This window comes from Microbacterium sp. SCN 69-37 (genome assembly GCF_001724435.1).
GTDB classification, from domain to species: domain Bacteria; phylum Actinomycetota; class Actinomycetes; order Actinomycetales; family Microbacteriaceae; genus Microbacterium; species Microbacterium laevaniformans.
In genome coordinates this window covers 182,994-208,434 of sequence record NZ_MEEL01000016.1, presented here as the reverse complement: position 1 = coordinate 208,434, position 25,441 = coordinate 182,994, and the positions used below count along the sequence as shown (strand labels likewise).

Here is a 25,441-nt window from a genome sequence, read left to right as displayed (position 1 = left end):
GGGCAATCCTCGATATGCAGCACCTGGATCTTCACACGCCCATTCTCCCGCGCAACTCGCGGCGGCTGGCCACCCCGCACCTTCTTGATCAACACGCCCAAGTCACGGGCAAAGGACGAGCAGTGCTCAAGGCCGCGTCCACGGGCCCCTCGCAAACCAGAGGGTGTGGGGCTGTGACGCACGCGTCTGCTGGCGGAAGTCTCATGCGTCGCACCTGGGCCCGGATGCGATCGACTTCGTATGTCAATGAAGTGGAGGGGCTGACGGGAATCGAACCCGCGCTGTCTGCTTGGGAAGCAGAAGTTCTGCCATTGAACTACAGCCCCACGACGACCTGACGGCCGTGCCCGTCTAGCATACCCACGAATGTCGCTGACTGACCGCCGCACTGAGCGCGGGCGGGCGCCGCTACGCTGCGCTGGGCGCAGAGATGATCGCGACGACATCGGGGGCGCGGAACACCATGACCCCCGGAACGTTCCGTTGCTCGAGGATCCCAACTTCTTCGAGCTTGCGTACAGCGTTGCTCACCGCTTGGTAGGTCAGCCCTGGAAACGCAACACGGTTCCAGGTGGCTGTGCAGAGTTCTGGCGGCGCCGCGAGTGGATGAGCGGCGAACGCGACGCGCTCGTAGGTCTGCCCTCGGCCGTCCGTGCCGGAGATCGGAAGGAGGTCGCCGATCGGACTTGCCGCGAATCGTGCGGGATCCGTGCTGCTCTCCTTCAAGTTCCCTTGATCACACCACGTATCGATTCAACTAAAACCGGAAACAATTGAACTTGCCGTCGCGTAATTGAAGCGTGCCGCAATGACGCATGGCCTTCGGCTCACTCGCGGCGCCGCCCCGAACGTCTGTACAGATGTAGGAACGGGTCAGCGGATGCCGCGGTTGGCGTGAACACGCTCGGATCGAGCGCACCCATCCACACGACCCGGAGGACCGATCATTGCCTACGTCGCCATCGAAGACGGCGCGGAGATCTACTACAAGGACTGGGGAAGCGCTGACGCCCGGCCCATCGTCTTCCACCACGGCTGGCCCCTCTCGTCCGACGACTGGGACGCGCAGCTGCTCTACTTCATGCTGACCACGCACGCGGACGTCTCAACCCCGACATCCTCGCGTTCATCCAGTCCTGACCGTCCGTTCGCGAACCGCCCGCTGCGCGCTGGGCGCCGTACTCCCCGTCACTCCGACAGGTGCTGCACCGTGTTCGTGTAGGTGATCGCATCGGCCGTCGATCCGACAAGGCCGAGGGTCACCCCGAACATCGAGTCCAGGCCTTCGGCGGGCGGCGGGGTGTCGGCGCCCAGCGTGAGCAGCTTTCCTCCCGGAAGCGTCGCGCTGAGCGAGTTGATGTACACCACCACGTGCCCGTCGAGGGTCATCGTGTCGGCCGTCGTCGTCAGGATGGGGCCGGTGTCGTGGCGGACGGTCAGGCTGAATCCGGAGATCGTGATGCGGTCGGCTTCGAGCTTCAGGGCCGTCGTCCGCGACCCGTCGGCGAGGGGAACGGTCACGACCGAGATGCCGCGCAGGCCGCTGAACGACAGCGACTTCGAGCCGAGCTGGGCGGACGGCTGCGTGAACACGGGCCCCTGCTCGTCGGCGACGGGCGCCACCGCGGGCGGCGTCGTGCCTTCCGACGGCGACGGTGACGGCGAGGGCTGCCCCGGCTCCGGAAGGCCGGGGACGGTCGGCAGGCTCGGGATGCCGGGAGCCGACGCGCTCGCCGACGGTGACGGACTGGGCGTCGGGGACGGCGACGAGTGGCAGGGCATGATGATCGGAATGCACCACTCGGTCGGCCGTGCGCCGGAGGTCTCGGCGGCGGCCGCGGGCAGGGCTGCGGCACCCACCGCGCTCGGCGCGAGCGCGAGGAGCGCGGCCGCCAGCAGCGCGGAACGAGCGCGCCGCGTGGTCATCGCGTGACCGCCTCGTCGGAAACGATCGCCTCCTCGGCATCCGCCTCAGCCGTCGGCTCCGCCCCCGCGGTGCGCGCGGCTCTCGGCATCCACGACACCGCGAGGATGCCTCCGACCGCCGACAGTAGGAAGCCGATCAGGAAGCCGCCGAGGTTCACTCCCACGATCGAGTAGACGCTCGTGGCCAGCGCGATCACTCCGTACAGGATGCGGTGCGCCGGGGTCGCGATGACGAGCGCGCCCAGCACGATCAGCAGCAGCGGGATCACCACCGCCTGCAGCCCCTCGATGCCGAGGTGGATGTGCAGGCGCCCGAAGTCGAGCTGGCTCGAGCCGAACATCGCGAGGCCACCGACGATGAGCAGGATGCCGCCGACGAGCGGCCGATCCTTCCGCCACGCGCGCACCGGCCGGCCCGCCGCGGGCGTGGGCTCGGTCTCGTTCTCGGACTCCGCGGCGAGCTCGGCGGCGCGGGACGCCCGGCGTGTCAGAAGCATCCGCTCGATCCGTCCGTCAGCTTCAGCGACATCCCGGTCAGCGTGAAGACCGAGGCCTGCGTGCTCCACGAGATCTGCTGAAGGTTGTTGATCGTGACGCCGTCGGCATCCTGAGCGAAGTCGCCCGCCGAGCCCTTCGCCGCCGTGTTCACGGTCGAGGCGTCGACGCCGATGCGGATGTTGGAGAACGACGAATCGCCCTTGAGGTCGGTCATGCCGATCTGCAGGTCGCTCGCGGTGGCCGGGTTGCCGCCGCCGCCCGCCGTGATGAGCACGCCCACCTTGCCCAGCGGGGTGTCGGAGATCACCGACTGGCAGAGGTCGTAGAGCTGCGCCGACGCGATGTTCGCGATCGCGACGTTGTGCGAGCCGCCCGCGGTGTCTTGCGTGACGCCGGCGTACTGCGAGAAGCCGGTGCCCTCGAGCTTGGATGCGCTGATCTGGAACTGGCTGCCGGAGACCGCGAACGAGACCGGAACGGCGCCCTGTGCGACGCCTCCGAGGAGGAACGTCGAGGCGAGGACGACGGGGATGGTGGCGAGGGTGATGCGTCCCGCGCGGGAGCGAGTCGGGTTCGAGAGTCTCATCGATCCTCCGGATGCCGGGGCGCCGGCTCCGCTGCCGACGCGTTCGATCATCGACTGTGCGCTTCAATTGACAATCAGTCAATAAGGACGGCGTCACTGTGAGAGAACTCTCACGAAAACTGTCCGTGGGACCGTGCCCACCTCGTCGGTAGGGTCGAGGACATGTCCACGGAGCAGCGTCGGCGCCTGTCGCGGGAGGATCGGCGCGCCCAGCTGATCGCCTCGGGGGTCGCGTTCCTCGCGTCGCAGCCGCTGGATGAGCTGACCATCGAGGCGCTCGCCGAACGGGAAGACGTCTCGCGCGCACTCGTCTTCCACTACTTCGGCTCCCGCCAGGGCCTGCACACCGCGGTGGTCACGACCGCCCGCGACGCGCTGATCGCGGCATCCGCCCCCCGCGCGGAGCTGCCGCCGCGCGCCCGCCTCGACGACACGATCGAGCGGATCGTCGCGTTCGTTCGCGCCCACCGCGGAACCTTCTACTCGCTGGTGCGGGGCGTCGCCAGCGGCGACCCCGTCGTCCGCGAACTCGTCGACGAGGCCCGCGACGAGAACGCGCATCGCATCGTCGAGGTCTTCCACGAGCTGGGTCACGCCGACTCGCCCCTGCTGTCGGTGGCCGCACGCGCCTGGGTCGCGTTCGCGGAGGACGTGCTCATCGAACTCGGGCTCGAGTCCGACCGGCCCGCCGGCGAGATCGTCGCCTTCCTGTCGCGTTCGGCGCTGGCGATCGCGGCATCCGTCGACCACTGAGCGCGCCGCGCTCGCCCGCCGCGGACAGTAGGCTGGCCGCGTGCTGCTCAGTGACCGCGACATCCGCACCGAGATCTCCTCCGGCCGCGTCGGACTCGACCCGTGGGATGCCGCGATGGTGCAGCCCTCGAGTGTGGACGTGCGTCTGGATCGCTACTTCCGGCTGTTCGACAACCACAAGTACCCCTTCATCGATCCCGCCGAAGACCAGCCCGACCTCACCCACCTCATCGAGGTGCGCCCCGACGAGCCGTTCGTCCTGCACCCGGGGGAGTTCGTCCTCGGCTCGACGTTCGAACAGGTGACGCTCCCCGACGACATCGCCGCACGCCTGGAGGGCAAGTCGTCGCTCGGACGCCTCGGCCTGCTGACCCACTCGACCGCGGGCTTCATCGACCCCGGATTCTCCGGTCACGTCACCCTCGAACTCTCGAACGTCGCGACGCTGCCGATCAAGCTGTGGCCGGGGATGAAGATCGGTCAGCTGTGCTTCTTCCGGCTGTCGTCTGCGGCGGAGAACCCCTACGGCACCGGCCCGTACCTCAACCGCTATCACGGGCAGCGGGGCCCGACGGCGTCGCGCTCGTTCCAGAACTTCCACCGCACCGACGTCGGCGCGACGGACGCGGGCGCTCGCGGGGCCTGAGCGCGCGGCGACCGCCGCCGCAGCTTTATCAGAGTTGCCCGGAAGGGGCCAGGACTCGGCCGTCGCCGCGTGCGTGGCTACCCTGAAACGATGACCGAGACTGCCCCGGCCGCCGATCCGCTCGCCCCCCGTCCGCTCGCGCGTTGGGTGTTCTGGCCCGCCGCCGTCATCATCGTCGCCGTCGCCGCATTCGCGGTAATCTTCCCCTCGTCCGCAGAGACCGCGTTCGCGACCATCCAGGGCGCGATCATCCGAACCTTCAGCTGGTACTACGTCCTGATCGCGGCGTTCTTTGTCGCGTTCGCGCTCGTCCTGGGCTTCAGCCGCTTCGGCGAGATCAAGCTGGGCAAAGACGACGACGAGCCGGAGTTCTCCCTCGGTGCCTGGTTCTCGCTGCTGTTCGCGGCGGGCATGGGCATCGGGCTCGTGTTCTACGGGGTGAGCGAACCGCTCAGTCACTACGTCACACCGCGCCCGGGCGTCACCGGCACCGATGCGCAGCTGGCGCAGAGCGCGCTCACCCAGACCTACCTGCACTGGGGTGTGCAGGCGTGGGCGATCTACGTCGTGATCGGCGTCGCCCTCGCCTACGCGATCCACCGTCGGCGCCGACCGATCTCCATCCGTTGGGCGCTGGAGCCGCTCCTCGGCCATCGCGTGCGCGGGGCGTGGGGAAACGCGATCGACACCCTGGCCCTCGTCGGCACCGTCTTCGGCGTCGCCACCTCGCTCGGGCTGGGCGTCATGCAGATCGGCGCGGGCCTGTCCAGCGCCGGCCTGGGCACCCCCGACACGACGATGCAGATCGTCATCATCGGCGTGATCACGATCTTCGTGCTGCTGTCCGTGCTGTCGGGCGTCGGCAAGGGCATGAAGTGGCTGTCGAGCTTCAACCTGCTGCTGGCAGCAGCGCTGCTCGTGTTCATCCTCATCGCGGGGCACACCGAATACCTCCTGCGGGAGTGGGTGCAGTCGATCGGCGCCTACCTGCAGAACTTCGTCGGCCTGAGCTTCACGGTCAGCGCCTTCCAGGGCGAGGCCGGCGAGCAGTGGCAGGCCTCGTGGACGTCGTTCTACTGGGGATGGTGGATCTCGTGGGCGCCGTTCGTCGGCATCTTCATCGCCCGGGTGAGCAAGGGGCGCACGGTCCGTGAGTTCGTCTTGGGTGTGCTGATCGTGCCCACGCTCGTCGGCATCCTCTGGTTCGCCGTCCTCGGAGGCTCGGCGCTGTACCAGGAACTGACGGTGCCGGGATCGATGCTCGCACCCGACGGGACGGTCGATCTGCAGGGCGCTCTGTTCCAGCTGTTCGCCCACCTGCCGGCCGGACCGGTGCTGACGGTGGGCGCCATCCTGCTCATCGGCATCTTCTTCGTCACCTCGGCGGACTCGGGTGCGCTCGTGATGGGGATGCTGGCCACCGGCGGCGACGTCGAGCCGAAGCGGTGGGTGCGCGTGTTCTTCACGCTCGCGACCGCGGTGCTGGCGGTCGCCCTGCTGCTGGCCGGAGGCCTGTCGGCGCTGCAGACGGCGGCGGTCACGATCGCGTTGCCGTTCAGCGTCGTCATGCTCCTCATCTGCTGGTCGACGGTGATCGCCTTCCGGCGGGAGCGACGGGTCTACGACCGCGCCCAGCGCGCCCAGCTCGTCGATTACGTCGGCGAGCACTACGGGCTCGACGTCGAACGTGGCAACGAGCAGGGCGTGCGGATGCCGGGATGGTGGCGACGCACGCCACGCTGAGCCTGCCGGCGCACGCGATCACGCGCAGGGCGCTCACGCGCTCGCGGCGGTGCGTCCCTCGGTGAAGCCGGCCGCGAAGCCGCGCTCGTAGGCGCCCTCGGCGTCACGGTGGGGTGAGCGGTCGCGGCATCCGTCGCCGTCGCGTTCGGCATCGATGTGGATGCCGCGCCCGAAACCGTGTCCGCCGGGTCCGAAGCCGTGCCGGTGCGGACCGAAGCGGCGGACGCGGGGGCCGAACCCTCCACGGTGGCGACGGTGGTGGCCCTCATCGGGGTCGCCCTCCGCGCCGAGGGCCTGCGCGCGATCGTGCCAGAGGGCGCGGCGGAGCTCGCCCGGCTGCTCACGAAGCTCGCGGCGGCCTGGCCGCGCGGCTGAGGTCGCAGCTCACTCCTCGGGCCAGATCTCGTCGACCTCGAGGGTCAGATCGATGATCTGCTGAAGCAGGCCGCCCATCGTCGTCGCGCGCAGCAGGCGTTGCTGGTCGTACTCCACGAGCGGCGCGATCGCGGCGATCTGCCAGGCGGCGGCGACGGGGTCGGACGACAGCTCGATGTGCGCTCCCCAGGGGGCGTCGGGAAACCGGCCGAGCACGCGACGCACGATGGCCTCGGCTTCCGTGCGCAACGGCGTCAGCGCATCGTTCCACGGCAGCGGCTCCTGCAGCGTGACCTCCGCCCGCGGATAGGGGTCGTCGTCCAGCCAGCGGTCCACGGTGAAGCGGTCGGTGCCGACAGCGACCACCTGCAGGGCGTCCGCCCCGGCGGCGACATCGACCAGGCGGGCCAGTGTGCCGATGCCGGAGCGCTGGTCGCCGCCGCCGGTCTCGTGCCCGCGGTCGATGAGGACGACCCCGAACTGCGGATCATCGCTGTCGAGCAGTTCGCCCATCAGACGCAGGTAGCGCGGCTCGAAGACGCGCAGCGGCAGAGGCGTGTGGGGGAAGAGCACCGATCCGAGAGGAAACATCGGCATGACGGTCATGCGCCCAGTCAACACCGACAGACGTACAGTGGGCGCGTGCCTCGCCTTCCCGCCTCGATCCGCCCCGACGTTCCCGGCCCCGGACAGGAGTCGGTCTGGGGCTATCCGCGTCCGCCGCGCGTCGAGCCGGTCCCTGTGCGTGTCACCGTCCGCCTCGGTGGCCAGCTCATCGCCGACACCCACGACGCCGTCCGCGTGCTCGAGACGAGCCATCCGCCCGTCTACTACCTGCCGATCTCCGACTTCGCCCCGGGCTCCCTCGTGGATGCCGAGGGCACCTCGTTCTGCGAGTTCAAGGGCGCCGCGCGCTATCTCGACGTCGTGGGCGGGGGCATCACGCGGGCGGGAGCCGCGTGGAACTATCCGCATCCCGCGCCGGGGTACGCAGTGCTGCGCGACCGTGTCGCCGTGTACGCCGCCGCGATGGACGAGTGCACGGCCGACGGCGAGGTCGTCACGCCGCAGCCGGGAGGCTTCTACGGCGGCTGGATCACGGCGAACATCCTCGGGCCGTACAAAGGCATCCCGGGTTCGATGGGGTGGTGACGGCGTCGGGCGGCTACCGTGGGTCTATGGCCTCTGACAGCTTGACCGATCCCCTCGAGGCCGCGCCCGCGCCCGACACCCAGACCGACGCCGAATCCTCGGCATCCGCCCCGGCATCCGCCGCGCCGTCGACCCCCGGCTTCGCCGATCTCGGCCTCGACGCCGCGGTCCTCAAAGCGCTGAAGGACGTGGGCTACGAGACGCCGTCGGCGATCCAGGCCGCGACGATCCCGCCGCTGCTGGCCGGTCGCGACGTGCTCGGCACCGCGCAGACGGGAACGGGCAAGACCGCGGCGTTCGCGCTGCCGATCCTGTCGCAGCTGGACCTCTCGCAGAAGACGCCGCAGGCGCTCGTGCTCGCGCCGACGCGCGAGCTCGCGCTGCAGGTGTGCGAGGCGTTCGAGTCCTACGCGGGACATCTGCGCGGCGTGCACGTGCTGCCCGTCTACGGCGGCCAGGGCTACGGGCAGCAGCTGTCGGCGCTTCGCCGTGGTGTGCACATCGTCGTCGGCACGCCCGGTCGCATCATGGACCACCTCGACAAGGGCACGCTCGACCTCTCCGAGCTGCGCTTCCTCGTGCTCGACGAGGCCGATGAGATGCTCAAGATGGGCTTCGCCGAAGACGTCGAGACGATCCTCGCCGACACCCCCGCCGGCAAGCAGGTCGCGCTCTTCTCCGCGACCATGCCCGCCCAGATCCGCCGCCTCGCGGGCACGTATCTGAAGGATGCCGAGGAGATCAACGTCAAGGCGAAGACCTCGACCGCGACGAACATCACGCAGCGCTACCTGATCGTGTCGTATCCGCAGAAGGTCGACGCGCTCACCCGCATCCTCGAGGTCGAGAACTTCGAGGGCATGATCGTCTTCACCCGCACCAAGAACGAGACCGAGACCCTCGCCGAGAAGCTGCGCGCCCGCGGGTACGCGGCTGCCGCCATCAACGGCGACGTCGCGCAGGCGCAACGCGAGCGGACGGTCAATCAGCTCAAGGACGGCAAGCTCGACATCCTGGTCGCGACCGATGTCGCCGCGCGCGGCCTCGACGTCGAGCGCATCAGCCACGTCGTCAACTTCGATCTGCCCATCGACACCGAGTCGTACGTGCACCGCATCGGCCGCACCGGCCGTGCGGGCCGCTCGGGCGACGCGATCAGCTTCGTGACGCCGCGCGAGCGCCGCATGCTGGCGTCGATCGAGAAGGCGACGCGCCAGCCCCTCACCGAGATGGCGCTGCCCAGTGCCGACGACGTCAACGCGACGCGTCTGACCCGCTTCGACGACGCCATCACGGCGGCGCTCGCCGAGACCGAGCGCATCGACCGCTTCCGCGACATCATCAACCACTACGTCACCCACCACGACGTGCCCGAGGCGGATGTCGCGGCGGCGCTCGCCGTCGTCGCACAGGGCGAGACCCCGCTGCTGCTGGACGAGGACCCGCCCGCTCCGGCGCGCCGCGAACGGTTCGAGCGCGACGATCGCGGACGCGACCGCAGCGACCGCGACCGCGACGACCGGCCCCGCCGCGACGATCGCCGTCGCTCGGGAGGCCCGACCGCGACCTACCGCATCGAGGTCGGTCGTCGGCACAAGGTCGAGCCGCGTCAGATCGTGGGAGCGCTCGCCAATGAAGGCGGTCTTCGCCGTGAGGACTTCGGCGCGATCCAGATCCGTCCCGACTTCTCGCTGGTCGAACTGCCCGCCGACCTTCCCCGCGAGACGCTCCAGCGGCTGGAGGGCACCCGCATCAGCGGTCGCCTGATCGAGATCAAACCCGACCGCTTCCAGCGCTCCGCCAAGCGCCCCGACCGCGACGACCGCGACCGCGGCGATCGGCGCCCGCGCCGCGACTGAGCGCGGCTCGGCATCCCGCCGGCGCCCGAGTCGCTGACGCAACTGCAAGGGATCACCGGCGACGCGCCGCCTGGGTCAGTCGCACCGCGGGGTGTCGCGCTGCTCGCCTTGCAGTTCGGGCGGGCAGGCGCGTCGGTCGGCAGGTCGGCGGGCGACTGAGCCGCGCGCGGCCATCGGGGCCCGGTGAGGGGCGCGGCGGGCTGCGCCGGAGTGGTGATCAGCGGGCGGGCGGACGCACGGGGATCAGCAGCGCCAGCCCGACGAGCAGCACGGCGACGAGCCCGAGCACGCCCCAGTACTGATGGCCTCCGAGCGTGACGAAGACGCCGAACATCATCGGGGCCAAGAAGACGGCGGCGCGGCCGGTCGTCGCATAGAGGCCGAAGACCTCTCCCTCGCGACCGGTGGGGATGCTGCGGGCCAGGAACGTACGCGACGCGGACTGGGCCGGGCCGACGAACATCGCCATCGCGAGGCCGAGGCCCCAGAACACGGCGGGCCCTCCGTCGTGGAGGACGAAGATCAGGATGCCGCCGACCACGAGCGCGACGAGCGAGACGATCATGACCGGCTTCGGTCCGAACCGGTCGTCGAAGAAGCCCGATGCCATGGTCACGATGCCCGCCACGACGTTGGCGGCGATGGCGAAGATGAGGACGTCCGCGGCGGTGAGCCCGAACGTACCGGTCGCCAGCACTCCGACGAAGGTGAACACTCCCGTGAGACCGTCGCGGAAGATCGCGCTGGCGAGCAGGAACCACACGGTCGTACGGCTCTCGCGCCACAGCGAGGCGACCGTCCCGAAGAGCACGCGGTATGAGGCGAAGAAGCCGATGCGCGCCGCGCCGGGCGTCGACGGCGTGTTCTCCGGCACCGCGAACAGCAGGGGCAGGGCCGACACGGCGAACCAGATCGCGGCGAGGAGCATCGACACGCGCACAGCCATGCCGTCCGCCCCCGTGACGCCGAACAGTCCTACCTCGGGCTTGATGAGCCCGAAGTAGAGCACCAGCAGAAGCACGATGCCGCCGAGGTACCCCATCCCCCAGCCGAAGCCGGAGACCTTGCCCACCGTGCGCGGTGTGGAGATCTGGGAGAGCATCGCGTTGTAGTTCACGCTCGCCAGTTCGTAGAAGACGGTGCCGACCGCGAGCAGCGTGAGCCCGAACCACAGGTAGGCGGTGTCTTCGCGGACGAAGATCATCAGGGCCAGCATGAGCACGACCACGCCGGTGTTGATGCCCAGCCAGCGCTTGCGATGGGCCGAGGCGTCCGAGCGTTGTCCGGTGATCGGCGCCGTGATGAGCACGACCAGGCCGGCGAGGGTGAGGGCCAGCGACAGGGCTTGCGACGTGGTCGCCGCGTCACCGAAGGCGCTGCCGGTGAGATACACGGTGAACACGAAAGAGGTCGCGACCGCGTTGATCGAAGCCGAGCCCCAGTCCCACAGCCCCCACGCGATGACAGCGCGACGAGAGGTCGCCGTCGGGGGAGTCATCGTCGTGGGTGCGGGCAGGTCGGGCAGTGACATGTTCGTCACGGTATGTCCCTTCGGTGAACACCGGGTGGCGCGTCGTTGCGCGTGCAGGTCACGTTACTCCCGGCATCCGGTCGAAAAGTTGAGCCGATTCATATCAACTTGCGTTTGACAGTCGCGGATGCCGCGGCTATCGTGGAGACATCGAAGTTGAGCCTTCAGGACTCAACGTCCGCAGATTTCTTCAGAGCCGTTTCACGAAAGGGAACACACATGGCACGTGCAGTGGGTATCGACCTCGGGACGACGAACTCCGTCGTCGCCGTCCTCGAGGGTGGCGAGCCGAAGGTCATCACCAACGCCGAGGGCTTCCGCACCACCCCGTCGGTGGTCGCGTTCACCAAGGACGGGGAGGTGCTCGTCGGCGAGACCGCGAAGCGCCAGGCCGTCACCAACGTCGACCGCACCCTGTCCTCCGTCAAGCGCCACATGGGCACCGACTGGAAGACGCAGCCGATCGACGGCAAGCAGTACACGCCGCAGGAGATCTCCGCCCGCATCCTCCAGAAGCTCAAGCGCGACGCCGAGACCTACCTGGGCGACAGCGTCACCGACGCCGTCATCACCGTTCCGGCGTACTTCAACGACGCCGAGCGTCAGGCGACGAAGGATGCCGGTGAGATCGCGGGCCTCAACGTCCTGCGCATCATCAACGAGCCGACCGCCGCGGCCCTCGCCTACGGCCTCGACAAGGGCAAGGAGGACGAGCTCATCCTGGTGTTCGACCTCGGTGGTGGAACGTTCGACGTGTCCCTGCTCGAGGTGGGCAAGGACGACGACTTCTCGACCATTCAGGTGCGTGCCACCGCGGGCGACAACCGCCTCGGAGGCGACGACTGGGACCAGCGCATCGTCGACTACCTCATCAAGCAGTTCAAGGACACCACCGGCGTCGACGTCTCGGGCGACAAGATCGCCCTCCAGCGTCTGAAGGAGGCGGCCGAGCAGGCCAAGAAGGAGCTGTCGAGCTCGACCAGCACCTCCATCAACCTGCCCTACCTCTCGCTGACCGACTCGGGCCCCGTGTCGCTGTCGGAGACGCTGACGCGTGCCAAGTTCGAGGACCTCACCAAGGATCTCCTCGACCGCACGAAGAAGCCGTTCAACGACGTCATCGCCGAAGCGGGCATCAAGGTCGGCGACATCGACCACGTCGTGCTCGTCGGTGGATCGACCCGTATGCCGCAGGTCACCGAGCTGGTCAAGCAGCTCACCGGTGGCAAGGAGCCCAACAAGGGCGTGAACCCGGACGAGGTCGTCGCCGTCGGCGCCGCCCTGCAGGCCGGTGTCCTCAAGGGTGAGCGCAAGGATGTGCTGCTCATCGACGTCACCCCCCTGAGCCTCGGCATCGAGACCAAGGGTGGCATCATGACCAAGCTCATCGAGCGCAACACGGCCATCCCGACCAAGCGGAGCGAGACCTTCACGACCGCCGACGACAACCAGCCGTCGGTCGCCATCCAGGTCTTCCAGGGCGAGCGCGAGTTCACGCGTGACAACAAGCCGCTCGGCACCTTCGAGCTGACCGGCATCGCGCCCGCGCCCCGCGGCATCCCGCAGATCGAGGTCACCTTCGACATCGACGCCAACGGCATCGTGCACGTGTCCGCGAAGGACAAGGGCACGGGCAAGGAGCAGTCGATGACGATCACCGGCGGCTCGTCGCTGCCGAAGGAGGACATCGAGCGCATGGTGCGCGAAGCCGAGGAGCACGCCGCGGAGGACAAGAAGCGCCGCGAGGCCGCCGAGGTCCGCAACCAGGCGGAGACCCTTTCGTACTCGATCGAGAAGCTCATCAAGGACAACGAGGACAAGCTCCCCGACCAGGTGAAGACCTCGGTGCAGGCCGATGTCGACGCGCTGAAGACGGCGCTCGCGGGAGACGACGAGGATGCCGTGAAGACGGCGTTCGACAAGCTCAACGCCTCGCAGCAGCAGCTGGGTGAGGCCATCTACGCCTCGGCCCAGGCCGCCGGCGAGCCGGCCGACCCCACCGTCGCCGACCCCGGCAACGGCAGTGTCCCGAACCCCGAAGAGGACGTCATCGACGCCGAGGTCGTCGACGACGAGGACGAGAAGAAGTAAGAGAATCGAGCCATGACGAACAAGGACTTCGAAGAGCCCATCGACGAAGTCCCCGGTGACGAGGGGTCGGAGGCGCACGCCTCCGGCCCCGACTCGCAGGGGGACGCGCGCGAGGGCGACGACCTGACCGTCGACGACATCCTGGACGCGCCGCAGACCGACGAGGCCGCCGTCGCGGAGGCTTCGCCCGAGGACCGCGACCTGCTGTTGGACCTCAAGCGGGTGCAGGCCGAGTACGCCAACTACCGCCGTCGCACCGAGGACCAGCGCGAGGTGGAGATCGCCCGCGCCAAGGGATCGGTCGCCAAGGGGCTGCTGCCGGTGCTCGACGACCTCGACCGTGCCGACAAGCACGGTGACCTCGTGGACGGCTCGCCGCTGGCCGCCATCGCGGAGAAGCTCCGCGGCGTGGTCGCCCGCCTCGGTGTCGAGACCTACGGCGTCGCGGGGGAGATGTTCGACCCGCAGCAGCACGAGGCGATCTTCCACGCCCCGAACCCCGGGGGAGTGGAAGACGGCACGATCCTCGACGTCGTCGAGGTCGGCTACCGCTTGGGCACGATCGAACTGCGACCGGCCAAGGTCGTCGTCGCCGGTTCCGCCGACTGACGGGAGGAGGTGTCCATGGCCAGTCAGGATTGGTTCGACAAGGACTTCTACAAGGTCTTGGGCGTCTCCAAGGACGTGTCCGAGGCCGACCTGAAGAAGGCGTACCGCAAGCTCGCCCGCACGTATCACCCCGACTCCACGCAGGGCGATCCTGCGAAGGAGGCGAAGTTCAAGGAGATGAGCGAGGCGTATTCCGTGCTCTCGGACAAGAGCCAGCGCGAGGAGTACGACCAGATCCGCGCGATGGGTGCCGGCGGCGCCCGCTTCCAGGCCCCCGGCACCGGCAGCGGCGGCTTCGAGGACGTCTTCAGCCGTTTCGGCCAGTCCCGGGGGTCGGCCCAGTCGGCCGACTTCGACGACCTGTTCTCGATGTTCGGCCAAGGCGGCAGCTTCGGCTCCGGCCGGTTCGGGCAGTCCACCGGTGGATTCCGCGGCTACGGCGGCCCGCAGCGCGGTGCCGATGTGACGGCACGCACGACGCTCGACTTCCAGACCGCGGTGAAGGGTGAGACCATCACTCTCGCGGGCGAGGATGGCAAGCCGTTCAAGGTGAAGATCCCCGCCGGTGTCGCCGACGGCCAGAAGATCCGTCTGCGTGGCCGCGGCCGCCCGTCGCCCGATGGCGGCGAGCCCGGGGACATCGTCGTGAGCGTCACGGTGCGACCGCACCCCGTGTTCACCCGCGACGGGCTGAACCTGCGCGTCACGGTTCCGGTGACCTTCACGGAAGCCGCGCTCGGCGCCACGATCGAGGTGCCGACCCTGGGCGGAGATCCGGTCAAGCTGCGTGTGGCGCCGGGCACGCCCTCCGGGCGCGTGCTGCGGGTCAAGGGTCGCGGCGTGCACACCGCGAAGGGCACCGGAGACCTCCTCGCCGAGGTGCAGGTCGCGGTGCCGTCGCATCTGGACGATCAGGCGATGGAAGCGCTTCAGCGCTTCCATGAGCTGGAGCCGAAGGAGAACCCGCGCGCCGACCTCATGGCCAAGGCTCGGGAGTGAGCATGGCCGACGAGCAACCCGATGAGGAAGCGCCGATCTTCGCGATCGCCGTCGCCGCGGAGCTTGCCGGCATGCACCCGCAGACCCTCCGTCAGTACGACCGGCTGGGACTCGTCGTTCCCGGGCGCACGCAAGGCGGATCGCGGCGCTACTCGCTGCGGCACGTCAAGCAGCTGCGCGAAGTGGCCGCGCTGTCCGCCGAGGGGATGAGCCTTCCGGCCATCGCCCGACTCATCGAGCTGGAGAACGAGGCGCGCGGTCTGCGACGCCGCGTCGCCGATCTCGAACAGCGTCTGCAGGAGGAACTGGCCCGTCGCTCCCGCGTCTTCGCGGCGGGGGCGACGGGATCGGTGGTCACGCTGCGTCATGGTACGCGCGTGCGCCGGGCGACCGAGGTGGTGCTCTGGCGTCCGCTTCCGCCGTCGGAGACCGACCTCGAGTAACAGGCGCCGTTACGCGGTGCGGCCGGAGGTCGCCTCGACGAAGGCTCCGTAGTCGGCGCGGGAGAGCGCGGCGTAGCCGTACGCCCACTCGACGATCGCCTCGGCCGCGGCGCCGCCCGCACCGAGGTAGCCGACGATGCGCGCGGCGTTCGGCGACTGCCCGTGAGCGCGGGCGAGCACGGTCGCACACGCCTGCGCGTACCGGCGGAACGGGCCGTCCTCGAGCGTCTCGGCGTCGATGCTCCCCTTCATGTCACGGAACTGTCGCACGTAGTAGTCGGCGGCGGGACCGCGGAAGTAGCCGAGGAAGGGATCCGACGACCCTTGGAGAATGCGCTGGATGCCGACGACACGGGCGCCCTCGCCATGCGCGGCGACAAACGTCGAGATCTCCTCCGGCTGCGGGCAGTGGCCGTACTGCTCCAGCACGCTGCGACCCGCTTCCTTCACCTGCAGCAGCAGCGCGGCGCCGTCGCCGTCGACGAGGACCGTCACGAAGCAGCGCGTGCCGACACTGCCCACACCCACAACGCGGCGGACGATGTCGGAGAACGCGTAGTGCGACAGCAGGAGACGCACATCTGCCCGGGTCGTCGCGATGTACTGCCCCAGCGCGGCGTCGACCCCGGCGGCGGTCTGCTCGTCGACATGGGTCATGGTCGGCGGCTGCTCGACGAAGCGCAGCCGTCCGTCCGCGCCGACGAGCGTCATCTTGCGGACTGCTTTGTCGCCGGTGCGCCGTTCCGCGTCGGCGATGGCGGCGCGCAGCACCTTGCGCGACGCCTTGTCCATCGCGGTCAGTGAGCCGGCGGCGTCGAAGTGCTGGTAGAAGCGGTCGAGCGGCGTCGCCGTATCGCCCGCGCTGAGGGCGCGCGCGTAGCGCCGCACCGCCGCACGCGCGGCATCCTGCGTGACGGCGTCGTCACGGCCGGTCGCCTGACCGGCCACGACGATGCTCGTGACGAGCCGCTTGAGGTCCCACTCCCAGCTGGCCCAGGCCGCTTCGTCGAAGTCGTTCAGATCGAAGACGAGTGTGCGTTGCCGCGACGCATAGAACCCGAAGTTCGCGACGTGTGCATCCCCGCAGGAGGCGACGAGGATGTCGCTGCGAGGCCCGGCAGCGAGGTCGTCGGCCATGAGCGCTGCGGTGCCGCGGTAGAACGCGAACGGGCTCGCCGACATCCGCTCCTCCCGCAGCGGCACGAGCTCGGGCACGCGTGCGGCGTTCTGCGCGGCGAGGATGCCGAGGGGATCGCGCGTGCGGGTCGGAAGCTCGGCCAGCATCCTGCGCGGAAGCTCCCGACGCCGGCGGCGGCCCTCCTCGTGGGCGCTCTGCCGGGAGAGCGGAACCGTCCACACGGCGTTCGTCATGCGCTCATGATGACACTGGAGCGTCCGGGGCGACATCCGGTGACGCCTCTTCGCCGGATGCCCCCGCGCGTTCGTGGGCGAGGCGCTCCCCGACGCGGTGCATCTGGTCGGTCAGGGCGGATACCACCGTCGCGCTGGTCACGCCGAGCACGACCAGACCGCCCATCATGAGGCCGACCGCGATCGTGCGGCCGAGCGGGGTGACCGGCACGAAGTCGCCGTAGCCGACGGTCGCGACGGTTTCGAACCCCCACCACACCGCATCTCCGAAGGTGAGGATGTTCGCGTGCGGGTCGTGCCGTTCGGCGATCCACACGAGCGCCGACGCCGTGACGACGAACAGCAGCGTGAACAGCGAGACGAGGATGATCAGGCGCAGCCGCTGCCGCGAGCGGCTCGTGCGGAACCACGGCAGTCGCCAGAGGTAGGCGAGGATCACGAAAGGCCGGAGGTAGACGACCACCAGCGACACCGCCTCGATCCAGCGGGTGCGCAGGAACTCGCGCCGCGACCCGCAGATGGCCAGACGCACCAGGAAGTCCGCGATGAAGATCAGCCAGGCGACGCCCACGACGGCGAGCAGGACATTCTGGTGCGTCGCGCTCAGCGTGTCGTCGCCGAGGCTCCAGATCCAGGCCCCGAAGAAAGCGAGCGACAGCGCGAACATCGGCCACGCGGTGCGATCTTCCCACCGCAGCAGACGCGGCGACAGCGTCGGCCGGGGGCGCGCACTCTCGCTCATGCGGCCACGATAGCGGGCGTCGCCGGCATCATCCGGGCGCGTCGCCGAGGTCGAAGAGCTCGATCTGCCGCAGCCGCACCGGCTGGCGGGCGCGCACTCTCACGCCGCGCGCCGTGACCGCGGGGGTGAAGCGGAACGGGGTCGTCCGGTCGGGGTGCAGCGCGACGCGGGCGGAGACGGCGACCGGATGCCAGGACGTGCCGTCCTCGCTCGCCTCCCATTCCAGTGCGTCGGTGTCGGCGGCATCCACGGACGTGAGGGTCGCATCGGTCACTGTCGTCGCACGCGGGAAGACCCAGCCCGCCCACGTTCCCGCCCGCAGTCGGGTGCCGCGGTCGCCCCGCGGGGCCCCGTCGTCGAAGAGCCGCGCCGCGTGCCAGACGCCGCGGGCGCGGACGGCAACGCCGCCACGGGCGGTGAGATCCGCATGCCACGGCGCGATCTCGCTCGTCGTCGCCGGGCCCGCCCAGAGCGCCCGGCCCGGCGCGTCGTCGAACTCCAGCTCGATGTCCACGTCGGCGCCGAAGACATCGACCGGCAGCGCGGCGGAGCGCAGGGGGATTCCGTTGACGTGCGCGGAGCGCAGCACGTGCGCGTCGGCGTGCGCCCGCCGGCTGCGGATGCGGATCCGCGAGCCGTCGGAACGGCGGACGGTGACGTCGTCGAACAGGGGCGAACCGATCAGAAGGGAGCCCGACGCGGGATCGAGCGGGTAGAGGCCGAGCGCGGCCCACAGCCACCAGGCGCTCATCTCGCCGTTGTCCTCGTCGCCCGGGAAGCCCTGGCCGATGTGCCCGCCGGTGAAGAGGCGTCGCGCGAGTGCGTGCGCCACCGCGCCCGCCCGCCAGGGCTCGTCGGTCGCGGAGTACATGTACGGGATGTGGTGCGCGGGCTGGTTCGAGACAGCGCACATGCCGCTGCGCAGTGCGCGCGCCTCCCGCTGCTCGTGGATGACCCGGTGGTACGCCCCAGAGAATGCGCGCTCGGCCGTCTCGGGCTCGGCGAACAGGCGGTCCAGGTGTGCGCGCAGCGCCGCCGGCCCGCCCTACAGCTCGGCGAGTCCGGCCGGATCGTGCACGGCGCTCACGGACATCCCCCACGCGTTCGTCTCGACGTAGTCGCCGCCCCAGACGCGCGGGTCGAAGCGTCCGCCCGCCGTGCGGCCGTCGGCGTCGCGTCCGCGCAAGAACCCGACGGCCGGATCGAACAACTGCCGATAGGCGAGAGCGCGGTTTCCCAGCCAGCGCGACAACGCCTCATGGCGTGCGGCGTCCTCGCCCGCCGAGGCCGCCGCCAGGCGCTGCGCCAGCCGCGCCAGCGCGGCATCGCTGATGGCGTTCTCGGCACTCCAGCTCATGCCCTCGTGGATGTCGCGCGGGATGAACCCCAGGAAACGCCCCCGTCCGATGCCCTTGCGTCCCCGGCGGGCGTCGGGCGCGCGCTCGGCGGCGTTGCGCCACCCGGACGACAGGGCGGTCTCGGCGTCGTCGAGCAGTCCCCACCTTTCGCCGTCGGCGAGGATCTGGTCGCTGGAGGTGCCCACCATCGCGTCCACGTAGCCGGGTGCCGTCCACCTCGGCATCCAGCCGTGCCGTCGCTGCGGCTCGAGGATGCCGTCCAGCAGCTCACGAGCCCGAACGGGGTCGACGAGATTCATCATCGGCCATGCGGTGCGGTACGTGTCCCAGTAGCCGTTGTTGACCGGAAGGCGTCCGGCCACGACCGGCGCTCCAGTGTGCGTATCGGTGTGCGCGCCGGCGGGGGCGAACGGATCGGCGTAGACCCACTGCGGGCTCTCGGCAGACCCGGCGTTCTCCTGCGCAGCGTTCGGGTACAGATGCAGGCGGTACAGCGCCGACGCGAGCTGTGCGCGTGTGTCGGCGTCGGCGAGGCCCCGGAAGGGGCGCTCGGATGCCGGGAGCTGCGGGATCTGCACACGGTCGAGCACCGCGTCCCAGGCGCTGCGCGTGCGGTCGCGGATGTCGTCGAACGTCACCCCCGCAGGGGCTTCCAGAGCGAGCGAGCGCTGCGCCTGCTCGACGGAGATGAACGAGATCGCGATGCGCAGCTCGAGGGAGCCCGTGCCGGCGACGAAGCCGGCGCGCTCGCCCCGCCCGTCGTCGTCGAGGCGTCCCGCGTGAACCCGAGCCCCCCGCACGACACCCGCGAAGAACGTCCGCGGCCCGTTGCCCCACCGGGGGTCGGCCTCGCCGACCCATCCCTGCACGCTGTCACCGTGGGCGGCGACGGCGCCGTGGGCTCCCGGCTGGTCGATGACGAAGCCGACGTCGGCGTCGGGGTCGCGGCCCTCGACCCGGAAGAGTCCGACGTGGTCGGTCGCCGTCGCCTGGACGCTCAGGTCGCCGTCGAGTGTCGCGGACCAGACGTGCGGGTGGGCGCGTTCGCTGCCCGGTGCGATCCAGCGTCGCCGCGCCGTCGGCGCCGAGACGGGGATGCCGTCGAAGGGCATGACCTGCAGCACTCCGCGGTCGCCGATCCACGGGCTGGGCTGATGCGAGAACTGCACGGCCTCGAGGCGCCGGCCGCGCTCGTCGTCGTGGACGAAGGGACGGTACGGCCAGCGCTGGTCGCGGGCATCGGTCGCCGGGGTGAGGAAGGTGAACCCGTGCGGCACCGCGACCGCGGGGATCGTGTTGCCGCGCGAGAAGCGGTCGCCGGCGTGCGAGCCGCGCCGGGTGTCCACGCGTTCGGCCGGCGAAGGGGTGGATGCCGGTGCCTCCTCGATCCGCACCTCGACGAACCCGGTCACCTCCTCGGGGGTGCGGGCGTCGGGCGCGAGCGCCGTCGTCCCCAGGACGATCTCGACCGCCGCGGTCCGCCCGGCGAAAGGAGCGAGGCTCACGGTGTCGGCGTTCCACTGCTCGGGCATGCTCCACGCCGCCGCGAACTGACTCTCGGCATCGAGAGCAAAGCCGTAGCGGTCGCGCACGCGGACATCGTCGCTGAGACGTTCCTCGCCGGCGCGGGCGTCGACCGTCACCGCGAGCGGCGCCCACGGTGCGTGCACCGCGGCATCCCCGTCGGCGTAGAACGCCCAGTGCAGCACCGTGTCGACGGTGCAGACCACCGCGTCGAGCCCGGGCACCGCGACGCGCTGTGCACTCTCGCCCGGCCGGAAGCCGAAACGGAACACCCGGCCCCCGAGGACGCCTGCGTGCGGGCGCGACGAGGGTGGATCGGCGGGGCCGTCCGCCGGCTCCAGGAAGATCATGCGGGGTCGATCCGCAGCACCGGCCCCGCTTCGCCGGCGACCACGTCGTCGACGACCCGCAGCGATCGGGCGAGCTCGTCGACCGCCGGGATCACCGTGCCGAAGCGCTCTCGATCGCCCCCGGTCGCCGTCACGGTGATCAGATGCGTCTCGGTGTCCCACGTGTAGGTCGCGAACGGCGGCGGCGTCGCGGCACCGTCCCGGGTCGGCGGAGTCGGCATGACCAGCCGTTCTCCCGTCCCCAGGTACGTGCCGCGGAAGTCCTCGGTGTCGTCGTACTCCATCGGCATCATGGCGCGCGCGGTCCGCAGCTGCGGGGTGAGCTGCTGGATCTGCGCCATGACGACGACCAGCTCGGGGTCGGACCTCCACACCCACACGAGGACGCGTCCGGCGGCCTTACGCATGAGCGCGGGCGCCGCCTGGCTCATCGCCCAGGCTGCGAACGCACCGCCCGGGCGCGCCTCGGCGCCCAGCATGCCGTTGGCCTGGCCCAGCAGCATCCGGATCGCCTTCTTGCGGGCGCGACGTCCCCGCAGCCCGAACGAGTCGGTGACGGGAACCCAGCGCGTCTGGTCGGCATCGGCGGTCAGTCGGGCCATGACACCACGTTACGCGGGGCGGCTGGTTCCCGGCGGCAACGGGGCCCTCGGGTAGACTCCTCGGGGTGGCTCCGCGATCCGCGGTCTTGCCGCCGCCGCACAGATAGGCCTCGCACCCCGTGACCGACTCCGCGACACCCGACGACCCGCATCCCGCTCATCGGCCGCTCACGATCGTCATCGCCGCCGACACCTTCAGCCCCGACGTCAACGGCGCTGCGCGCTTCGCGGAGCGCCTCGCGGCCGGACTCGCCGCTCGTGGGCACGACGTGCACGTCATGACGCCGAGCGTGAAGCACTCTGTGCACGGCACCTTCCACGAGATCATCGAGGGCCAGCGGCTCACCGTGCACCGTCCACCCGGGTGGCGCTGGCCTCCGCACGACTGGCTGCGCTTCGTGTTGCCGTGGATGGCCAAGCACTACTCGCGCAGACTTCTCGACGAGGTGGCCGCCGACGTGGTCCACAGCCAGTCGCACATCGTCCTCGGGCGTGCGCTCACCCGCATCGCGCGCCAGCGCGGCATCCCCGTGATCGCCACCAACCACGTCATGGCCGAGAACATCCTCGACTTCACGACCCTGCCGCCCCTGCTGGACAAGGTGGTCGTCAAGCTCGCGTGGGACGACGCGAAGCGCACGTTCGACATGTCGCGCGCGGTCACCACGCCGACGCGCAAGGCCGCGGAGTTCCTCGAGAGCACGATCGACATCACGGGCGTCATCCCGATCAGCTGCGGCATCGACAAGCGCAACTACACGCCGAACCTGACCCCGCGGCCCCACAACCGCGTGCTGTTCGTCGGTCGGCTGACCACCGAGAAGCACGTCGAGGTCACGCTCGCGGCGATCGCGAAGCTCGCGCCGGAACTGCCCGACATCGCATTCGACATCGTCGGGGGCGGCGACCAGCGCCGCGCGCTGGAGCAGACCGCGCAACGCCTCGGCATCCAGGACCGCGTCACCTTCTACGGCCGCGTCGAGGAGGACGACCTCCGCGCCGCGTACACACGCGCCGACGTCTTCGCGATCGCGTCGATCGCCGAGCTGCAGTCGATCGCGACGATGGAGGCGATGGCCTCGGGCCTTCCCGTCGTCGCCGCCGATGCCGTCGCGCTGCCGCACCTCGTCCACGACGGGGAGAACGGGTACCTGTTCGCGCCGGGCGACGTCGACGACCTCGCCGACAAGCTGCGCCGCGTGCTGACGGCCTCGCCGGAGGAGTACCTGCGCATGCAGCAGGCGTCGCTCGACGGGGTGGAGATCCACGACATCGAGAAGACCCTCGACACGTTCGAGAAGCTCTACCGCGGCGAGCCCCTCGACGGCTGACATGCGCCTGCTGTTCGACGCGCGGTACATCCGCACCGACTTCCATGACGGCATCAGCCGGTACTCGGCCGAGCTCGCCGCGGCCGTCGCCGGTGGCGCGGCCGCGCGGGGTGTGGAGGTCGTGTTCCTGATCCACGACGAGGCGCAGCGGGCTCTCCTGCCGGAGGGTGCACGTGCGCTGCGGATTCACGCCCCCACCGCGGTGCGCGAGCCGTTCACGGCGCTCCTGCTGAACCGGTATCGTCCAGACGCCCTGTTCTCACCGATGCAGACGATCGGGGTGCTCGGCCGTCGCTTCGGTGTGATCCTCACCCTCCACGACACGATCTACTACCGGCATCGCACGCCGCCGCGGAATCTTCCCTGGTACGTCCGCGTCGGCTGGCGGCTGTTCCATCTCTCATACGTTCCGCAGCGCCTCACGCTCAACGCCGCCGATCTGGTCGCGACCGTCAGCGAGACGAGCGCGGCCGAGTTCGCCCGCGTGCGCCTGACGAAGCGGGCCGTCATCGTCGTCCCGAACGCGCCGCAGCGCCTCGGCGACCTGCTGCCGGCGGGCGTCCGGGTTGAGCCCGGCGCCGACAACCTCGTCTACATGGGCTCGTTCATGGGGTACAAGAACGTCGAGACCCTCATCCGCGCCATGGCGGAGCTTCCCGGACGTACGCTCCATCTGCTGTCGCGCATCTCGCCCGACCGTCGCGCTGAGCTCGAGCGTCTCGTCGATGGCCGCGGGGGTGCGGTGCGCTTCCACAACGGTGTGACGGATGCCGAGTACGCCGGGCTTCTGGCCGAGCGGGCCGTGCTGGTCTCGGCATCCCTCGACGAGGGCTACGGGCTTCCGGTCGCCGAGGCTCTCGCGCTGGGCGTTCCCGCTGTCGTCACCGACATGCCGATCTTCCGAGAGGTCGCCGGCGACGGTGCGCTGTACGCGCCGGGCACGGATGCCGCGGCTTTCGCCGCCGCGGTGCGTGCGATCGACGATCCCGAGCGCCGTGACGCGCTCATCGCCGCCGGATCGGCGCACATCGCGCGCTTCTCGTGGCAGCGATCGGCCGACGTGCTGCTGGATGCGCTCGACCGGCTGCCGCGACGGCGCTGACACCCCGGCGGCGGCGTTTCGACTCGCTGCGCTCGCTCAACGACCGGAGCGAGTGCCGCCCCCGGTCGTCGAGCGAGGCGCACGGCGCCCGCCGGGTAAACGGCGTCCTCACGGCAGGCGCGACCGGTCGGTCCGCACCGGCCGGTAGTCGTCGGTGATGAGGGCGCGAACGGTCGCGCCGACCGATACGACGATGACGAGTGTGAGAACGAGGAAGAAGATGAGCATGGCAGAAAAGCTATGCCCGTAGCCGAAGAGTCATGAGTGGCAGAACTGCTCAAAGGAGTAGGATTCCTGCCATGAAGACCATCGCCTGCGTCGTCCAGCCCGGTTTCGCTCCCTTCGAGTTCGGTCTGGCCTGCGAGGCGTTCGGGCTCGATCGGTCGGACGACGGCATCCCGAACTTCGACTTCCGCGTCGTCGCGCCCGACCCGGGCGCGGTGCCGAGCAACCTGCGCTTCTCGATCAACGTCGACGACGATCTGTCGTTCGCCGACGAGGCCGATCTCGTCGTCATCACCCCGATCCCGCGCGACCAGTGGGCACACGTGGACGAACGCGTGTCCGCCGTGGTCCGCCGCGCCGTCGAGCGAGGCGCCTGGGTGCTCACGGTCTGCAGCGGCTCGTTCGTGGTGGCGGCTGCCGGGGTGCTGGATGGACGGCGTGCGACGACCCATTGGCGCTACGCCGACACGATGGCCGAGATGTATCCGCGCATCGACGTCGACCCCAACGTTCTGTACGTCCAGGACGGGCGCATCATCACCAGCGCCGGCACGGCAGCAGGGCTGGACGCATGCCTTCACCTGCTGCGCCTCGAGCTCGGCGCCGAGATGACCAACACGATCGCGCGCCGCATGGTCGTCCCTCCCCAGCGCGACGGCGGCCAGGCGCAGTTCATCGCGAAGCCGCTGCCCGAATCCACCTCGCTCTCGCTCACACCGGTCACCGAGTGGATGCTGGAGAACCTCACCCTCGATCTGTCGGTTGACCAGCTCGCCGCCCGCGCGCACATGTCGCCGCGCACCTTCGCCCGCCGATTCAAAGCCGACTACGGCACGACGCCCGCGGCCTGGCTGGGACGCCAGCGCATCATCCACGCGCAGCGTCTGCTCGAGCAGACCGATCTGGGCCTGGATGCCATCGCGTCGGCGTGCGGGTTCGGCTCGGCGGCCGTCCTGCGGCAGAACTTCGCGCGCACCCTGGGGCTCACGCCCACCGCCTACCGCGCGCGCTTCACGTGCACGACGCCGCCCGCGCAGCTGGAGGCGATGGCCTCCTGACCGCGCGCGTCAGGCCAGGCGGATCGTGCGGGCCAGCTCGTCGACCACCGGGTCGAGAGCCTCGGCGAGGGGAAGGTCGGAGCTGGCGGTCATCACGACGATGTCGCGCTCGACGGTTCGCCACACCCAGTTGGTCGCCCGGACGATCGTGTCGGCCTCGGTGCGCACCCACCGGGTGGATTTGATTCCCGCTCCGAGATGCTCCGAATCGAACGGCACCACCTCGGGCTCGCGGGCGGCCGGTGCCTGCCTCTCGTGTGTGAGGTCGACCAGCGCGACATCGTCGCGATGCGGCATGTCGTAAACGTCGACGATCGCGTGCGGCGCGGTGATGTTCGGCAGATGCACGAAGCGGATCGTTCCCGATCGGTTGCTGCGCACCGCGCCGACCAGGTACGCCCGCAGCCAGTCGACCAGCTCCGCCGGTGCGGCCGTCCGCCCTTCGCCGCCGAAGGCGCGCGCGACGGCATCCGCCCACTGCTCCTCGTCGCCGAACGACTCCCAGGGGAAGAGGTTCGGTACGTAGACCCAGCGGTCGAGGTCGTAGTCCATGTCGATGGCCATGAG

22 protein-coding genes, 1 tRNA gene and 2 pseudogenes are annotated in these 25,441 nt (G+C 70.0%); 14 read left to right on the top strand and 11 right to left on the bottom strand.

The genetic code is table 11. The features are described 5' to 3' along the window. Positions 1–252: 252 nt before the first annotated feature. Positions 253–326: transfer RNA gene (locus ABS64_RS02345), tRNA-Gly, on the bottom strand. Between the two features lie 620 nt (positions 327–946). Between ABS64_RS02345 and ABS64_RS02340 the strand changes: the two are divergent. Continuing rightward, a pseudogene (locus ABS64_RS02340) lies at positions 947–1,084 on the top strand (alpha/beta hydrolase); the annotation flags it as partial. Between the two features lie 104 nt (positions 1,085–1,188). Here the strand turns inward: ABS64_RS02340 and ABS64_RS02335 are convergent. Genes ABS64_RS02335 through ABS64_RS02325 form a run of 3 tightly spaced genes read right to left on the bottom strand, consistent with a single transcriptional unit; the run spans position 1,189 to position 3,010 of the window. Beyond that, a complete protein-coding gene (locus ABS64_RS02335; protein ID WP_036286671.1) occupies positions 1,189–1,926 on the bottom strand; it encodes a hypothetical protein in 738 nt (245 codons plus the stop codon). Beyond that, positions 1,923–2,423: a DUF6114 domain-containing protein gene (locus ABS64_RS02330; protein ID WP_288119530.1), complete on the bottom strand. Its 501-nt coding sequence runs from the start codon at positions 2,421–2,423 to the stop codon at positions 1,923–1,925. The genes ABS64_RS02335 and ABS64_RS02330 overlap by 4 nt, the downstream gene beginning before the upstream one ends. Beyond that, positions 2,414–3,010: a DUF6230 family protein gene (locus ABS64_RS02325; RefSeq protein ID WP_288119533.1), complete on the bottom strand. Its 597-nt coding sequence runs from the start codon at positions 3,008–3,010 to the stop codon at positions 2,414–2,416. Before ABS64_RS02325 ends, ABS64_RS02330 begins: the two co-directional genes overlap by 10 nt. Positions 3,011–3,172: 162 nt before the next feature. Between ABS64_RS02325 and ABS64_RS02320 the strand changes: the two genes are divergently transcribed. From ABS64_RS02320 to ABS64_RS02305, 4 genes are all read left to right on the top strand, one after another. Then, positions 3,173–3,763 (top strand): TetR/AcrR family transcriptional regulator, encoded by a 591-nt coding sequence (locus tag ABS64_RS02320; protein WP_288119529.1) that lies wholly within the window; start codon positions 3,173–3,175, stop codon positions 3,761–3,763. A 40-nt stretch (positions 3,764–3,803) separates the two neighbouring features. Next, positions 3,804–4,409: a dCTP deaminase gene (gene dcd, locus ABS64_RS02315; RefSeq protein ID WP_036286662.1), complete on the top strand. Its 606-nt coding sequence runs from the start codon at positions 3,804–3,806 to the stop codon at positions 4,407–4,409. A gap of 90 nt (positions 4,410–4,499) precedes the next feature. Next, positions 4,500–6,152, top strand: coding sequence for a BCCT family transporter (locus ABS64_RS02310; protein WP_036286648.1), 1,653 nt, complete (start codon positions 4,500–4,502; stop codon positions 6,150–6,152). Positions 6,153–6,329: 177 nt separating this feature from the next. Continuing rightward, entirely contained in the window at positions 6,330–6,527 is a 198-nt protein-coding gene (locus ABS64_RS02305) for a hypothetical protein (RefSeq protein WP_155947529.1), read from the top strand. Between the two features lie 9 nt (positions 6,528–6,536). Here the strand turns inward: ABS64_RS02305 and ABS64_RS02300 are convergent, their stop codons facing one another. Next, positions 6,537–7,133 carry an LON peptidase substrate-binding domain-containing protein gene (locus ABS64_RS02300; RefSeq protein WP_016464024.1) on the bottom strand — a complete coding sequence of 199 codons (597 nt, stop codon included), beginning with the start codon at positions 7,131–7,133 and terminating at the stop codon, positions 6,537–6,539. A gap of 36 nt (positions 7,134–7,169) precedes the next feature. On the opposite strand from ABS64_RS02300, the gene ABS64_RS02295 reads away from it, so the two are divergent. Continuing rightward, positions 7,170–7,679, top strand: a complete 510-nt coding sequence (locus tag ABS64_RS02295) for a DUF427 domain-containing protein (RefSeq protein ID WP_081767980.1) — start codon at positions 7,170–7,172, stop codon at positions 7,677–7,679. Positions 7,680–7,705: 26 nt separating this feature from the next. Beyond that, the gene (locus ABS64_RS02290; protein WP_292680482.1) at positions 7,706–9,538 is read left to right on the top strand and encodes a DEAD/DEAH box helicase; all 1,833 of its coding nucleotides are present in this window, start codon (positions 7,706–7,708) and stop codon (positions 9,536–9,538) included. A gap of 217 nt (positions 9,539–9,755) precedes the next feature. On the opposite strand, the gene ABS64_RS02285 is transcribed toward ABS64_RS02290, so the two are convergent. Further along, positions 9,756–11,069, bottom strand: coding sequence for an MFS transporter (locus ABS64_RS02285; protein ID WP_082784327.1), 1,314 nt, complete (start codon positions 11,067–11,069; stop codon positions 9,756–9,758). 219 nt (positions 11,070–11,288) lie between these two features. Here ABS64_RS02285 and dnaK point away from each other — a divergent pair, with 219 nt between their 5' ends. The 4 genes from dnaK to ABS64_RS02265 are packed head-to-tail and all read left to right on the top strand — an operon-like array spanning position 11,289 to position 15,211. After that, entirely contained in the window at positions 11,289–13,160 is a 1,872-nt protein-coding gene (gene dnaK / locus ABS64_RS02280; protein WP_036286642.1) for a molecular chaperone DnaK, read from the top strand. Positions 13,161–13,172: 12 nt separating this feature from the next. Beyond that, on the top strand, positions 13,173–13,769 hold the full coding sequence (locus ABS64_RS02275; protein ID WP_036286639.1) for a nucleotide exchange factor GrpE: 597 nt from the start codon (positions 13,173–13,175) through the stop codon (positions 13,767–13,769). Between the two features lie 15 nt (positions 13,770–13,784). Beyond that, positions 13,785–14,768 carry a DnaJ C-terminal domain-containing protein gene (locus tag ABS64_RS02270; RefSeq protein ID WP_292680475.1) on the top strand — a complete coding sequence of 328 codons (984 nt, stop codon included), beginning with the start codon at positions 13,785–13,787 and terminating at the stop codon, positions 14,766–14,768. Between the two features lie 2 nt (positions 14,769–14,770). Then, positions 14,771–15,211, top strand: coding sequence for a MerR family transcriptional regulator (locus ABS64_RS02265; protein ID WP_005051817.1), 441 nt, complete (start codon positions 14,771–14,773; stop codon positions 15,209–15,211). Positions 15,212–15,220: 9 nt separating this feature from the next. On the opposite strand, the gene ABS64_RS02260 is transcribed toward ABS64_RS02265, so the two are convergent. From ABS64_RS02260 to ABS64_RS02245, 4 genes and pseudogenes are all read right to left on the bottom strand, one after another. Continuing rightward, positions 15,221–16,582 (bottom strand): DUF2252 family protein, encoded by a 1,362-nt coding sequence (locus ABS64_RS02260; protein ID WP_036282758.1) that lies wholly within the window; start codon positions 16,580–16,582, stop codon positions 15,221–15,223. A gap of 4 nt (positions 16,583–16,586) precedes the next feature. Continuing rightward, positions 16,587–17,324 carry a potassium channel family protein gene (locus ABS64_RS02255; RefSeq protein ID WP_016464038.1) on the bottom strand — a complete coding sequence of 246 codons (738 nt, stop codon included), beginning with the start codon at positions 17,322–17,324 and terminating at the stop codon, positions 16,587–16,589. Positions 17,325–17,352: 28 nt separating this feature from the next. After that, positions 17,353–20,214 (bottom strand): annotated as a pseudogene (locus ABS64_RS02250) (GH92 family glycosyl hydrolase). Between the two features lie 338 nt (positions 20,215–20,552). Next, positions 20,553–21,158, bottom strand: coding sequence for a hypothetical protein (locus ABS64_RS02245; protein WP_005051821.1), 606 nt, complete (start codon positions 21,156–21,158; stop codon positions 20,553–20,555). A 119-nt stretch (positions 21,159–21,277) separates the two neighbouring features. On the opposite strand from ABS64_RS02245, the gene ABS64_RS02240 reads away from it, so the two are divergent. From ABS64_RS02240 to ABS64_RS02230, 3 genes are all read left to right on the top strand, one after another. Further along, positions 21,278–22,489, top strand: coding sequence for a glycosyltransferase (locus ABS64_RS02240; protein WP_288121353.1), 1,212 nt, complete (start codon positions 21,278–21,280; stop codon positions 22,487–22,489). Position 22,490: 1 nt separating this feature from the next. After that, complete coding sequence (locus ABS64_RS02235; protein WP_036286613.1) at positions 22,491–23,591, top strand: glycosyltransferase; 1,101 nt, start codon at positions 22,491–22,493, stop codon at positions 23,589–23,591. A gap of 299 nt (positions 23,592–23,890) precedes the next feature. Next, the gene (locus tag ABS64_RS02230) at positions 23,891–24,874 is read left to right on the top strand and encodes a helix-turn-helix domain-containing protein (RefSeq protein WP_036286609.1); all 984 of its coding nucleotides are present in this window, start codon (positions 23,891–23,893) and stop codon (positions 24,872–24,874) included. A 9-nt stretch (positions 24,875–24,883) separates the two neighbouring features. On the opposite strand, the gene ABS64_RS02225 is transcribed toward ABS64_RS02230, so the two are convergent. Further along, on the bottom strand, positions 24,884–25,438 hold the full coding sequence (locus ABS64_RS02225; protein WP_036286607.1) for a hypothetical protein: 555 nt from the start codon (positions 25,436–25,438) through the stop codon (positions 24,884–24,886). Positions 25,439–25,441 lie beyond the last annotated feature (3 nt).